The sequence below is a fragment of the Halodesulfovibrio sp. genome, from assembly GCF_015482765.1.
Classification (GTDB): domain Bacteria; phylum Desulfobacterota; class Desulfovibrionia; order Desulfovibrionales; family Desulfovibrionaceae; genus Halodesulfovibrio.
Genome location: NZ_JADMLB010000012.1, coordinates 51,904 through 67,128, shown reverse-complemented (window position 1 = coordinate 67,128; position 15,225 = coordinate 51,904). Strand labels below are relative to the sequence as shown.

The window sequence follows — 15,225 nt, the reverse complement described above, 5'->3', positions numbered from 1 at the left end:
ATCTATGATCCTTTTTTTGTTTTCATTGAAGCTTATTCCGCTTTGATAGAAGATTTGACAACCTTACCAAATACACGCACAAAACAGAAAAGTGAGGTTCTTATGTCTAACGGATTTAAACGCTTCCTGAATTCACTACCCTTTGCATCTCTCTTTTCAGCTCCCCAAAAGCATGAACCAGAAACACAAAAAATTGGGCGCGGAGCATATGCGATTACACTTCCGCTCAACTTCAAATACATTGGGGACACTTCGGTATCCGTTCCTCTGCACTCAGAAGTTAGCGGAACCTTTGCACGTGCTACTGTAAATTCCAAAGTGTATTCAGACACAGAGACAACGTTGTTTATCCAGCGAATATCTGCTCCTGTCTCAAACACCTATTTTGTTCCACTTGAAGGTGAAGAGCTTTCACTCTGGGGAAAAGTCTGGCGTAAAAATAGCTACAGTGTAGACACCGATGATACGACTAAAGAATTCAACAGTTATTGCAAATACATTGCAGAAAACAAGTTATCACCACGTTCATTCTTTCTTATTGAGATGCTGGATAGGCGTATTAGCCCTACTAGTATTCTCAGAATAGTTGCGTTTACTTCAGGCAATCCCGCAGGTTTTCCCCCAGCACCTGAGTCCACTTCTCGTTACTCCATTCGAAAAAATAACTAGTCCCTCAAAAAATAAAAAAGGATAACAGCAGTGCTGTTATCCTTTTTAATCTTACAAACTAGTTCGTCACAAATATACGCGCCAAAGCTCCATCAAGGCAACTTACACGTACAAAACTTCGTTATACACGACCCTCAACAGCCATTTTTTCAAATTCTACAGACTTTGGAAGAAGCCCTACTAAAATAGTAGCCACCACACACAATCCGTAGAACAGCCACATCATTTGCAAACCAGATAAATTAAGTAACGTACCGCCAGTAAATACAAATGTTGCAACGCCTAATCCCAGCAAGGCCTGATACGCAATAGAAAAACACATTAACTTAGTTGATGCAGTTTGCATACGAACCATTATCAAAGTTGGAATACATGGCGGATACAATGCCATAAACAACATAAGAGCTAATGCGTGTAACGGTGTAAATCCTGTCTCACCTTCAACCATACTGTCCTGAACTGACTTGCTACTCCCATCAATTCCATAAATAGCCCCTAGTGTCGCAGCGCTATTTTCTTTTGCCGCAAAAGCTGAAAGAAGTGCAATATTAATGCGCCAGTTGAATCCAGCGTATTGTGTAACAGGCTCTAATGCATGCCCCATCATACCAAGAAAACTATTTTCAAACTGCGCAGCACGTAGTTTTCTTCTAAGCTTACGGCGTTCACGCTCTGCTTTGCGTAAGGCTTTCAAAACACGTTTTGCCTCAACTCCGTCACGAATAGCTATGGTATAAAACTGTAAATTTTGCTCAGCGAAACTAGCGTCGATTCTTTGAAGCTTTTCAGAGTTCTTTACACCACGTTTTGCCTTTTTAAACGCATCCACAAACAGCATTAACTCCATAATATTCTTTTCATTAATAGCACTATGGAATGACGTTTCTGAAGTAACATTTAACAATTTTTCAATTGCTTTTTGTTCTTTCTGAGCGAAGTCTTCCCGTACCTCTTTAGAAAGATTTGGGAAATTGATAAGCATAAACACAATAACAGCTACAGCGATAACGACAGTGACAATCTTTTTCACAAAGAGCCACATACGTTCTACAGCCCGCCGCAACACACCTGAAACTGTCGGCAAATGATAGGCAGGCATCTCCATAATAAATGGAGCACTTTCATATTTACTCAGCACAGTAAGTGATAATATTTTAGCCACTGGTAGCGCCATGAAGAGCGTCACTGTAGCAATAAAAAACATTGCAATCCCTGCATGATTACTAAAGTAGGCACTTATCAAAATAAGATAAAGAGGCACCTTAGCAAGGCAGTTCATCATAGGCACAACCATTAAGGTAGTTAAACGCGCCCGTTCATCTGGAATTGCTTTCGTAGCCATTACGCCAGGAATGGCACAGCCGCCGACGTATACACCACCTAAAATCAACGGAAGCGTTGATTGTCCATGCATGCCGAATGTGCGAAAAAGACGATCCAACAGAAACGCCATTCGCGGCATATATCCACTATCCTCAAGTATTGCGATCAAGCTGAATAAAAGAAAAAAGATAGGAAGATAATTCAGAATCGCCGTCACACTTTGAATCACCCAACTCCCTAGAGAACGCAGCATAGGGTCAACCAGAAACTCTGGCTGAGGAAACACTTGCATTAAAAAGTCCCCTAGCCCCGCCCACATAGGCCAAATTCTTTGTGCCAAATCGTTTCCCAATACAATTGAGACTTGGTACAAACAAAAAAGAATAGCAAAAAGAATAAGCGGTCCAAAAAATTTGTGACATACATATCGATCCAACGAATCTGAAAAATTCTCCTTAACTTTTTCAGTCAGTGAAACGCATTTTTCCGTAATAGCAGAACATGCTTGATGCCTCTGTTTTGCAATAACACGCTCAATGTCGAGTTCATGCTTCTGAACAAAGTCATTACGATTCGCTTCTACAAAAAGCATTATTTCTGAGTAAATCGAAGTAAGCTCTTTTAAACTATCCTTTAGAAGCGTTATTGCCTCTGAATCATCTTCAAGCAACTTAACTGCTAACCAACGAAGAGGATACTTTGGATTTGGAATAAAATGTAGTCGCTCCATGACTCTCGCAACATACGGCTCAAGTATTCCATAATCGACTTTAAAATTTGAGACAGCCGTACCGGACATTGTGTTTTCTAATGCTAAGAGCAATTCTTCCCGGCCAATCGACTTCTTGCCAACAGTACTCACAACAGGAACACCTAACGCCTGTTGCAACACGTCTTTTTTAACCACAATATTTCTGCGCTCAGCTACATCCATCATGTTCAAGGAAACAACCATCGGACGTTCCATTTCAAGTAACTGAACTGTTAAATACAAATGTCGCTGAATATTAGAGGCATCAACTACATCAATAAGCACTTCCGGATCATCATGAAGTATAACGTCACGAGCCACACGCTCTTCTAGAGAGTAAGAGGTTAAACTATAGGTTCCCGGTAAATCCACAAGATCAAATCGTTGAAGACCTATACTAAAAGCACCAACTTTTTTCTCTACTGTTACACCCGGATAGTTAGCTACATGCTGCCTAGCACCAGTCAACATATTAAAAACTGTCGATTTTCCGCAGTTTGGTTGTCCTGCCAAAGCAATGATCAATTTATTATCCACTTACAGCACCCATGCCTAAATACTTTATTCAACGTTATACACTTTAAGACTTACTAATACTGTCGCACTCAGAACAAATACAGCATCGAGCTTTCCAGACAAAAAACACTTGCTGTTAGTGAACAACCACTTTGCTTGCGATGCCACGTTCTAGAATTAGCCGCCCGTCGCCTATTGAAATTATGAGAGGGCCTCGTCCTTCGTTAACCACAACTGACAGCTCTGTCCCCGGGTAAACACCTAAAGACTCCAAGCGTGTTGTGGCACATCGACCAGCATCTATAGTAACAACACTCGCGTGCGATCCTGCATTTATGGTATTAAGAGTTTTTTTCATCATATTCCTCATACTTTTTAAACAAAAGAAAACAACAACTTAATAGTATTGCGGATATGGCATGTCAAAAAAAAGAGTAAATTGAAACAGGTTGTCAACTTACTCAAGAAGAAGCATAGAGAATGGCTCTAATATGAAAATGAAATTCATTTACAACTTTTTCCTCTCCATTCTTTATCAAACTTTGCAGCATTCTCTACAAAATAACTTACTCAACGTGAGCTTGAGGAGGGTTGCAGGCAAACATAAAACAATTCTTCATATCCTCGATAGCAGGTTACGGATGACTGACAACAAGCAAAATATGAGTAGTTCGGAGGATGTAAAAATTCATTCACTATGTGTTAGTGCTTATCCCTATTCCTTCTTACAACGCTACTGGACTTTTACTATTCACATAACTTTACGGCTAGGTATTGAAAATGAAACTCATAATCAAACTTTGTTTACTGTGTTCATTGCTTATTGCGACCCCTGCATTAGCCCACACATTACATTTCACTTTAGATGATAACGGGGACAATACTGTTGAACTATCTGGAATGTATTCAACAGGTGAAATCGCTGCAAACACTCCGGTCACTTTGTTCGGAAAAGAAAAAGGGAATGTTCTGTGGCATGGGAAAACGGATGAAGACGGCTACTGCATCTTCACACGCCCTGCAGTTCCTTACGAGGTTGAATTGGACGCCGGTGCAGGGCACCTGTGTCGCGAAGACGGAATTTAGTCACAGACAGTAACTTTACTTGGAGACTCTTTTGATCACGCAACCGAAAAAATTACTTATTAGCAGTCTTGTTGCCGCTGCCCTTTTTCTGACTGTCAGCGCTCCGGCTCAAGCGCACTCCTTATGGGTATCACTTTTTGAATCACACACCCACGAGCCTGGCCATGTTATTTCTTCAATAGGTTGGGGGCATACTCCCCCCTTAGATGACCTACTCACATCGCCCAATGGCTCAGCTTCTATTGAAGACTATTATGTAATGGCACCTGATGGGAAAAAAATCCCGCTAGGCGTTCCTACAACTGAATCTTCAATCGAAAAAACTGATCCTTACACACACATAGCCAACGGCGACCTAGGTGTACGCAAAATCGAAATTTTAGAACAAAGCCCTGAAGGCACCTATCAAGTTGTTGCTAAAAATAAAGAAGGATTCTTCACGCGCTACCTCAATAAAAAAGGTAAAATGCGCATGGCACCTAAGCCAATCGATCAATTGAAAGACGTTAAAGAAGTTCTCGAAAGCGTCAAATTCACCATGATTGGCAAATCCTTCTATACAGTCGGGAAATGGAGCTCTCCCAAAAAACTTGGAACTGAGCTTGAAATTATTCCGACCTGTGATCTTTCAACGGTTCACCCTGGCGACATCATTACATTCGATGTCTTCTTCATGGGTAAACCTGTCACGACAGACAGCAACGCCATCAACTACATGACATTAACGAGTGATACATTCGGGGGGCCAGACGGTTTCTTCCTATCTTCGTACATAATGAATGGTAAAGCACAGTTCAGAATACCCACCAATGGTCATTGGGTCGCAAATGTCTACATCGCACAGGATGTAGATAAAAATGCATCTCTTACAAAGTTTGCAAAACAATGCAGCAAGGTCTTTTCCGGAGCTACCGTCAGCTTTACAACCAATCCTTAACAACATGCCCCGCTCCGGCGGGGCAAACTTATTCAGGTGGTTTTATGTCATTATCCTTTCCTACTTCTTCTCTTCAAAAGACTATCTACCACTGGCTTCTTGCAGAAGTGCAAGAAGCTCTCGGCACGCTTGTTTGCCCAGAAACTCCTCTTTCTGATCAAGGAATGAGTTCGGTAGATATTTTCCAACTTTCTAACAAACTGGAAAAACAGTTCTCCCTGTCTGTGTCTTCACCGCTCGCCTTCTCACATCCATCAATTTCTGCCATGTCCAAGGCTGCCGCTACTCTTGAAAACACCACGAAAACGGCATCGCCTGCCCCTGCCCCTGCCCGCCAGCAGGAACGTATCGCCATCGTAGGTATGTCCTGCAATCTTCCAAAGGGATGTACTTCTCTTCAACTATTCTGGGAGCTACTCACTAGTGGTGAACATGGGTTAACTGACGTCCCAAAAAACAGATGGGCAACAGATTCATATTATAATGAAGAAAAGCAAGGAGGAAAAAGCTACGTAAAACAAGGCGGTTTTATAGAAGATATTGAATCTTTTGATGCCGACTTTTTTGGAATTTCTCCAAGAGAAGCTTTAATGATTGATCCACAACATCGCCTGCTTCTTGAAACAACTTGGCACGCAATTGAACAAACAGGGATTTCTCCACGCAGCTTATCCGGAAGCTCTACCGGTGTATTTATGGGCATTAGTGGCAGCGACTATGCTAAAAGAGTTTTCGCATGCCAAGACGCTCTCTCCATGCACGCTGTCACAGGTACATTTACAAGTCTTGCCGCTCAGAGAATTTCCTACCACTTAAATCTACATGGCCCTTCCATGGTCGTAGATACAGCCTCCTCTGCCTCTTTGGCTGCTATCCATACCGCAACACAAGCAATCCGTGCTGGAGAATGCACAACAGCAATTGCAGGTGGTGTTAACCTAATTCTTTCACCAGAAATGCATATCGCATGCTCTCAAGCTAATCTGATGGCAGATGACGCATGCTGCAAAACATTTGATGATCGAGCAGACGGCTATATCCGTTCAGAAGGATGCGGAGTTCTGATTTTAAAAAGCCATAAACAGGCAATTGCTGACGGCGATACCATCCTTGCAACAATCATCGGCTCTGCAATGAATCAGGATGGGCAAAGTAACGGCATTACTGCTCCTGATGCCGAAGCTCAAGCACACCTGCTCCAACTGGCTCTTGATGCCGCTCAAATTTCACAAGAAAGTGTACAATACGTTGAAGCACATGGAACCGGCACTGCTCTTGGCGATCCTATAGAACTTACCGCCATAACGAATATCTACAACGCATCCTCCCGTACAAATCCAATTATGGTGAGTTCAACAAAGCCATGCATTGGCCACGCTGAAGCAGCAGCAGGAATAGCAAGCGTCATTAAAACCATCCTTGCAATGAACAATAAAATTATTCCAGCGCATTATGGTTTCCAATCTTTAAATCACCGAGTTACGTCTTTTGCTGACAACTTTTCCATCCCCAAAATAAACACTCCATGGACACAGCTCGTTTCTGATACGAAACATCCTCTACGTGCAGGAGTCAGCGGTTTCAGTATCGGCGGTACTAACGTACATATTCTTCTCGAGAAAGAGCAGGTAGACCCCTCAAAGCAAATCACAACAAATGATGACTCAAGCTCAGAAACACCATTTGCTCTTCCCATCGGTGCGACTTCTGCTGAACGCCTTGCTGAACGTTGCCACAGCATCGCAAGCTATCTTTCTTCTGATACGAAGACAGAATTCACAGCTTTTGCCAAACAAAGCGCTATCGCAGTTGAGTTCGAACGCTTTAGAACAGTTGTTTCAGCACAAACGTATAACGAACTATTCGAAACTCTTACCTCCGCAACACCTGAATCTTTCGGACAAACTACACCTGTTTCAGTTCCCCCAACAACAAGTGCATTTATCTTTTCCGGACAAGGTGCTCAGCGGGAAGGTATGGGGAAGGAGCTATACAGATATTACCCTGCATTCAAAGAAGCTATTGATGACTGCGAAGAGATTACGAAACAATTGTTTGAGCCTCTGTTAACAGAACTCCTTTTTTCTACCCCACAAGAGACACTAAACGAAACATGTTACACCCAACCTGCGCTCTTTGCGTACGAATATGCTTTAGCTAAACTGCTTATCAGCTGGGGAGTTAAGGCAGATGTGCTCATGGGACACAGCATTGGAGAATATGTAGCTGCCTGCATAAGCGGAGTGTTCTCACTAGAAGATGCTCTACGTCTTGTAGTTCTTAGAGGAAAACTTATACACAGCCTTCCGCATGATGGTGGAATGCTCGCTGTACTTGCAGATTCAACCGCAACCGAACAACTTTTAATAAGCGCTGAAAAGCATGGTATGCCTGTTGACACTGCAGCTAGAAATACTCCAACCAACACAGTTCTCAGCGGAAAAAAAGAGCACCTGGATTATATAGAAGAAATTGCAGAACAAAAATCAATCCGAACAGTTCGTCTTGCTGTTTCTCACGCCTTCCATTCTTCTTTGCTGGAGCCAATTTTAGAGAAATTTTATGCAGCAGCAAGCAAGGTAACATTCCACGCCCCTGCAATTCCCCTTATCTCCAACCTCACAGGTTCTATTGCTGACAGCCAGCAGATTCAAACCCCTGAATACTGGCGTGATCATTTGCGTATGCCCGTTCTTTTTGAAAAAGGAATTCAGAGCGTGGTTGATTCCGGAGCAGAAAGCCTCATTGAGATTGGTCCTTCTGCAACACTCACAAACATGGGGAAACAATGCATCACACAAATTGATGTGCGTTGGCTCTCACAACAAAGCTCGGGACTATGCACTTCAGAAAGTATTCTCCTTAATGAACTCGTATCAGCAGGATACTCACTGGACTGGGATGCCCTTTACCCAACCACAAGCCGTGTAGCATTAGCTCCAACGCCTTTCAGAAAAAATCGTTATCTTCTTCCTGCTATTGATAATCAACATGGCACTGATACAGAAAGCAGCATTAGAAAGCTTTTAGTAAGCCAATCCTGCGAGAACGCGGGGGGCCCTTCTGTATCCCGTACAACTCATCCACTGTTGGAGTGGGTTGCGACGGAACTCTGGAGTACTCCAGAAGCAATTTCTCTAGATCGCCCTTTGGGTGCACAGGGAGTTGATTCTTTGATGGGGTTCCGGTTGATTGAAAAAATCACAGTTGAAACAGGTGTAACTGTACCTTTATCCAAGCTGATGCAAGGGGCAACACCGGCTGAGCTTATAGCGTACATTACATCTGAACAATCTGAAGGGATCTCTTCAGATACAATCAAGGCTGCTTCTGCCGAAGAAAAACAAATAGCAAACGCAGACACAACAGCTGCTGAACGTTATAATCCTTTCCCTCTTACTGATATTCAGCACGCATATTGGATAGGTCGTGAGGAAGCTGACTCCGGTAATGTTTCCTGCCATCTCTATTTAGAAATAGACTGCTCTGGATTTGACTCCGCCAAAGCCCATACAGCAGTAAACGAACTCATCAAACGCCATGAGATGCTTCGTGCTATCATACATGAAGACGGCACCCAGCAGATCCTTCCGTCCGTCCCAGAGTATGTAATAAAAGAGCACATTCTTTCAGAAGCAACGGAGCAAATTGAACTTACTGATATTCGTAATACAATGTCACACACAGTTCATAACAGCTCTCAATGGCCACTTTTTGAGTTACGTGCATCCCATAAGGCAAATAATACCACAAGACTGCACATCAGCTTTGACTTACTCATCGGTGATGGTCTTACTCTTCTTATTCTCGCTCGTGATTTAGCAACGCTTTATAAAAACAACGGAAAAGCAGCTAAGGACTCACTACCTTCTTTAAATTTATCCTTTAGAGATTGTGTTCTTGCAGAACAGGCGATGTTGTCTGCAAAACAGTTTGCTGATGCAGAAAAGTACTGGCTTAATAAACTAGATTCAATTGCTCCAGCACCGGAACTTCCGCTTCGAAACATTCCCCAAAACACAAGTACCTTTACTCGTAGAAGTGGTAAACTCCCTGCCCGTCTTTGGAATAATATTAAAAAGAAAGCTAAAGGGTTGAACATCACTCCTTCAGGAATTCTACTTGCAGCGTTCTCTGAAGTTCTTGGCTTATGGAGTAAATCTCCTGAATTTTCTGTGACACTTACAATGTTTAACCGTCCTTCAAATCACGCTGACGGGCATAACATAGCGGGTGATTTCACTTCAGCTCTTGTTCATTCTATGGATACTTCTTCCGGTGAATCATTCATTCAGCGTGCACAGACAATTCAAGCTGCTCTGTGGGAAGATCTTGAACACCGTTGTTACTCTGGAGTTAGAGTTTTACGCCAGTTGCGTTCTCGAAGCCTGCCATCTGCCATGCCGGTTATTTTTACAAGCATGCTGCCTATAACTGCTACCGCTCCAAATGGATTTTATCCTCAAGAAATTGAAGATGATTTTATACAGAATATTCCGTTTGGAATCTTCCAAACTCCGCAAGTCCATTTTGACCATCAGGCATGGGAAGAAGCAGGAAACCTAAAGTGGAACTGGGATACAGTTGAAGGAAGATACCCTGAAGGCATGCTCGATAGCATGATGCAGAGCTATACAACCCTGCTGAAAAAATTAGCAGAACACTCATATATGTGGTCAGCTCCTACGCCATGCGAACTGCCCAAAGACCAATACCTAAAACGCATTACCGCAAACGATACAGCGGAACCATTACCTAACGGCTTGCTCCAAACCCCAATTTTAGAACAAATTGCAAACCAGCCTGACGCTAAGGCGATAATTTATAAAGACGAAGTTACTACATACCGCCAACTAGGACGCTCCATTGCAGGCATTGCTAACCGCTTAAATCAATTAGGAGTAGAGCAAGAGGAGCTTGTCGGCATTATAGCACCTAAACATTGGGCGCAGGTCACTTCAACAGTAGCTGTTATGCAGGCAGGAGCCGCATACCTGCCAATTGATCCAAGTCTGCCGCAAAGCAGAATTGATGCCATTCTGGAACAGGGCAAAGTTCGTATTGCGCTTCTACTTGAAGAGCAACAGTCCTCAATCAAGCTACCAGAAAGCATCACTTGTGTTTATGCAGACACACTATTTAGTGATTCCCCGCTCAAAAAAACCGACTACTCTGAATCACAACTGGCTTACGTTATCTTCACATCCGGCTCCACCGGAACGCCAAAAGGGGTAGCACTCAGCCATAGCGCGGCACGAAATACATGTGAAGACATGAATAAGCGCTTTGCTGTAACAGCTCGAGATGCAGTACTCGGCATTGCCCGATTAAACTTCGACTTATCCGTCTATGACATATTCGGAGCCCTTGGAGCCGGCGGGACGCTTGTCCTTCCTGAACAAGATCAATTACGCAACCCTGACGAGTGGATATCCCTCATTCATCGTCATGATGTAACATTATGGAACTCTGTCCCTGCACAGATGCAAATGCTTGTTGCTTCTTTAGAGCAAATGACACCTCGTCCAGCATTGTCCACCCTGCGTCTTTCTGTAATGAGCGGAGATTGGATCCCAACGACCCTACCAGATCGTTCAAGGGCAGTTCTCCCATCCACCAAATTGCACAGCCTAGGTGGCGCTACTGAAGCAGCCATATGGTCAATACACTACCCTATCCAGAAAGTACCATCTGATTGGGCAAGTATTCCATACGGCACAGCTATGTCTAACCAAACCTTCCATGTATTAGGACACCATGGTGAGATGTGCCCTGACTGGGTAACTGGAGAACTTCATATTGGCGGAATTGGTTTGGCAAACGGGTATTACGGAGACGCTGAAAAAACCAACGCCTCATTTATTACCCACCCTGAAACTGAAGAGCGCCTTTACCGCACCGGAGACTTAGGACGTTGGCACCCTGATGGACACATTGAGTTTATAGGTCGTGAAGATTTCCAAATTAAAATCCGTGGCCACCGCATTGAACTTGGCGATATTGAAGCCACTGTACGTGACATAGAAGGTGTACAGGATGTTATTGCATTAGCAGTCTCTCGTACAAACGGCGTCCACATGATCGCCCTTTTTGTCATAACTTCTAGTTCCGTAGAAACAATTACAGAAATTATTACCCACCGTTGCGAAACGACATTACCAGATTATATGCAACCGGGTGCCATCATCCGTTGCGACAGTTGGCCGCTAACACCGAGTGGTAAGATTGACCGTAAAAAGCTCGTTGTACCAGATACCGCATTACTGCAAAACGTTGAAACAGAAGAAGACCTTATTGAAGTTTCTACTGCTGATGAAAAAACCTTACAGGACATTTGGCAACAACTTTTGAATATTGAAGTTCCTTCTGTAACAGCAAAGTTTTTTGCTCTTGGTGGTGACTCGTTACTTGCGATCAAACTTGCCAGCGCAATCAGAACACAGTTCAGAAAGAATCTTCCTCTTGCTAAAGTATTTGAACTGGAATCGATTAAAGATCAGGCAACTTGGCTCGCAACGCAGCCACATATTGCAGATGAATTACCTAAACCTTACCACCTTCCAGAAGCAGCAAATGATCCTTTCCCCCTCACAGAAATTCAGCAGGCATATTGGATCGGGCGTGGTAATATTTACGCATTAGGTAATATCTCTACACATATTTATCTTGAGATCGACAGTCCGCTAACTGATACCGCGAAATTAAATCAATATTGGAATGAATTAATTACTCATCACCCAATGTTGCGAGCTATTGTCACAAAGGACGGTTCACAACAAATCCTCAAAGATGTTCCTGAATATTCCTTTATTCAAAATGACTTACGTAGCAAAGATGATAAGTTTCGCGAACAGCAATTAACAAGAACTCGAAACGAACTCTCACACCAGGTAATCGAAACAGATGTCTGGCCTCTTTTTGATATTCGCCTGAACCGATTAGATACAGACACCACTCGTATCCACATCAGTTTCGATGCGTTGTGCGTAGATATTTGGAGTCTCTTCTTACTTCTTGACGAATGGTACAAGCTTTACACCACTGATGGTGATCTCACAAAACTCTCAAAGCAAGGCCTCAGCTTCAGAGACTACGTAACCGCAGTTGAGAAATTCCGTTCCAGTAAAACATATAAAGAAGCCAGACAGTACTGGTGCGAGCGAGTTTCTACAATCCCTTCCGGCCCTCAGCTTCCTTTGAAAAAACAGCCGAGTGAAATTGAAACACCGCAGTTCAGCCGTCTGGAACATCGACTGGATGAAACGTTATGGAAAAAACTAAAAGAACGTGCTTCAGCTGAAGGGATTACCCCGTCGTCTCTTCTTTGTGCAGCGTACACAAAAACTATTGCCCGCTGGAGCAAATCTTCAGACTTCTCTATCAACCTGACGTTGTTCAACAGACTGCCTATTCATGAAGATGTAAATAAAATCGTTGGTGATTTTACTTCATTAACATTGCTTGAAGTCCACGATGCAAATTCTTCGTTTAAAGAATACGCAAAGGCACTTCAACAACAACTCTGGAAAGATCTTGATCACAAAGACTTCAGCGGAGTTGAAGTAATGCGTGAAATTGCCCACGCAAACGGCAATGATCATGCTGTTATTCCTGTTGTCTTTACCAGTGCTCTCGGTTCAGAAGCATTAGGACGTGACGCTTCTGTTATTGATAAACTTGGAGCACAGCGCTTCTGCTTAACACAAACCCCTCAGGTCTGGCTGGATCATCAAGTTTACGAAAATGCTGGAGATCTTGTTTTTAATTGGGATTACGTCGCTGAACTTTTCCCTGAAAACATGATTGAAGATATGTTTACCGCCTATGTATCCACCCTTGAAGCCCTGACCGCTCCTCAAGTATGGGGACAAGAAAATCTGGTAGCCCTTCCACGCCATCAAGAACAACGGCGTATCGCATACAATAGCATGGCACTGGAAATTCCAGAAAAAACACACCATCGTTTACTGACTTCCGGCTTTACTAAAATGGCTCTAACTAAGCCTGAACAAGCCGCCGTAGTTACACCTTCAGGGACTATGGACTACGGAACACTTCATGCCTACGCCTGCACAATAGCCAAACAGCTAACAGATGCCGGCGTACATGTTGGAGATGCCGTTGCCGTTATTGCTCCTCGCAGCTGCGAACAAGCAGCAGCAGTCATCGGTTCCATTTACGCAGGTTGTCACTACGTGCCAATCTCCCCTGAAAACCCGGCACAACGAACCTCTGTCATTCTTGAAAATGCGAAAATTACACACGTTCTAACACTTTCATCACTTCTTTCAGAGCTACAACTACCTACCAACGTAGGCATAATCGCTCTTGATTCAATCGCTGAAGCCATTGACTTCAACACCAACTGGTCAATTCCGGAAAGCTCTCCACTCTCTCCGGCGTATTGCATCTTTACTTCCGGCTCAACAGGTACTCCTAAAGGAGTTCTGATGAATCATGCAGGACCGTGCAATACTTTCGACGACTTGAAAACGCGTTTCAATATCACATCTGACGATTCCGTATTAGGCTTGGCGAACCTTACCTTTGACCTTTCTGTCTTTGACATCTTCGGCATACTCGATGCCGGAGGGACATTAGTCTTCCCTGAACCGGAACGTGAAAAAGACCCTGTCCGTTGGCTTGAAATGCTTGAAGAGCACCGCGTTTCTATATGGAACACAGTGCCGATGATGATGGAACTGCTTGTAGAGTACTGCGAAATGCGTGGTAAAAATCTTCCAACATCCTTGCGTCTTGTGATGATGAGTGGTGATTGGATTCCTCTATCCCTTCCGGAACGCATTAAAGCTCTTACAACAGATTGCAAGGTCGTTTCTCTGGGCGGTGCCACAGAAGGTTCAATTTGGTCCATCATGTACCCAATTGAAACACATAACTCTGAATGGAACAGCATCCCATACGGCTTCCCGATGCATAACCAGTCATTCCATGTGTTAGACAGCACTCTTACCCCCACACCTGAGTGGGCAATAGGAGAATTGTTTATCGGGGGTGAAGGCTTAGCAATGGAGTATCTTGGAGATACCCAAAAAACTGCTGAACACTTTATTATGCATCCACGAACCTCAAATCGTTTATATCGCACTGGTGACCTTGGATTCTTTCATCCAGATGGAACAATACGATTTGTCGGGCGTAATGACACTCAAATTAAGCTTCGCGGACATCGCATCGAGCTTGGAGAAATAGAGTCCGTAGCTAATGGCTTAACTGCAATAAACCACTCAGTTGCCGTTGTTACAAAAAATGAACAGAACACATCCCTTGTGCTCTACTGCCAGACAGCACCTGTAGATCAGGCAGCTATGGCAGTAAACTGCCTTGAAGTTCCTGCTCATACTACAACAGAAAAAACTCGAGTCCAGTTAACCATGCAGCTCGAAGATGCACTCCCCAAATATATGCTTCCAGACTACTTGGTGTTTGTAGACTCATTCCCTCTTACAGCAAACGGAAAAGTCAACCGCAAGCAACTTCCTAAAACCACCAAGAATGATGTGTTTGTCTCTTCAGTTGCGTTATCTGAAAAGTACGTAACTTCTTCCATAATCACTAAGGTTACAACACATCTTACTGATAATACTCAAGCAGTTACGCTAGCAGCTGTTATTGAAGAAAAGCTCTCTGAGCTAACAAACTCCCCGTGCCATGACCATCAAACGAGCTTCTTTGAACTGGGTGCAAATTCACTCCACCTCATCCGTTTACAGAATGCTCTGATGCAACATCTGGATGTATCCATTGATGCTGTAACGCTTTTTGCTAATCCAACAATTGAACAGTTGGCGACTGCTCTTTGCAGCCTTTGTTCAATTGAAAAGGAAGCAACTATAGACGATGCAGCCAGCCATGACACCTCTGATCCTGTTTCCCGTTCATCCCGTAAGCGGAAACGTGTTAAACGCCACCGCTAACCACA

General features: G+C 43.5%; 6 protein-coding genes. 4 read left to right on the top strand and 2 right to left on the bottom strand.

Annotated features, from left to right (window positions below; translation table 11 throughout):
• Positions 1-102 precede the first annotated feature (102 nt).
• Positions 103-669 (top strand): hypothetical protein, encoded by a 567-nt coding sequence (locus QZY95_RS01805; protein WP_290918586.1) that lies wholly within the window; start codon positions 103-105, stop codon positions 667-669.
• Positions 670-790: 121 nt separating this feature from the next.
• Here the strand turns inward: QZY95_RS01805 and feoB are convergent, their stop codons facing one another.
• Together feoB and QZY95_RS01795 are read right to left on the bottom strand one after the other, a co-directional pair.
• The gene (gene feoB, locus QZY95_RS01800; RefSeq protein ID WP_290918581.1) at positions 791-3,280 is read right to left on the bottom strand and encodes a ferrous iron transport protein B; all 2,490 of its coding nucleotides are present in this window, start codon (positions 3,278-3,280) and stop codon (positions 791-793) included.
• Between the two features lie 115 nt (positions 3,281-3,395).
• Positions 3,396-3,620 (bottom strand): FeoA family protein, encoded by a 225-nt coding sequence (locus tag QZY95_RS01795; RefSeq protein ID WP_290918579.1) that lies wholly within the window; start codon positions 3,618-3,620, stop codon positions 3,396-3,398.
• Positions 3,621-4,039: 419 nt separating this feature from the next.
• Here QZY95_RS01795 and QZY95_RS01790 point away from each other — a divergent pair, with 419 nt between their 5' ends.
• The 3 genes from QZY95_RS01790 to QZY95_RS01780 are packed head-to-tail and all read left to right on the top strand — an operon-like array spanning position 4,040 to position 15,220.
• Entirely contained in the window at positions 4,040-4,345 is a 306-nt protein-coding gene (locus QZY95_RS01790; protein WP_290918577.1) for a hypothetical protein, read from the top strand.
• 31 nt (positions 4,346-4,376) lie between these two features.
• A complete protein-coding gene (locus tag QZY95_RS01785) occupies positions 4,377-5,282 on the top strand; it encodes a DUF4198 domain-containing protein (protein ID WP_290918574.1) in 906 nt (301 codons plus the stop codon).
• Positions 5,283-5,326: 44 nt separating this feature from the next.
• Positions 5,327-15,220 (top strand): non-ribosomal peptide synthetase/type I polyketide synthase, encoded by a 9,894-nt coding sequence (locus QZY95_RS01780; RefSeq protein WP_290918571.1) that lies wholly within the window; start codon positions 5,327-5,329, stop codon positions 15,218-15,220.
• The last annotated feature ends 5 nt before the right edge of the window (positions 15,221-15,225 follow it).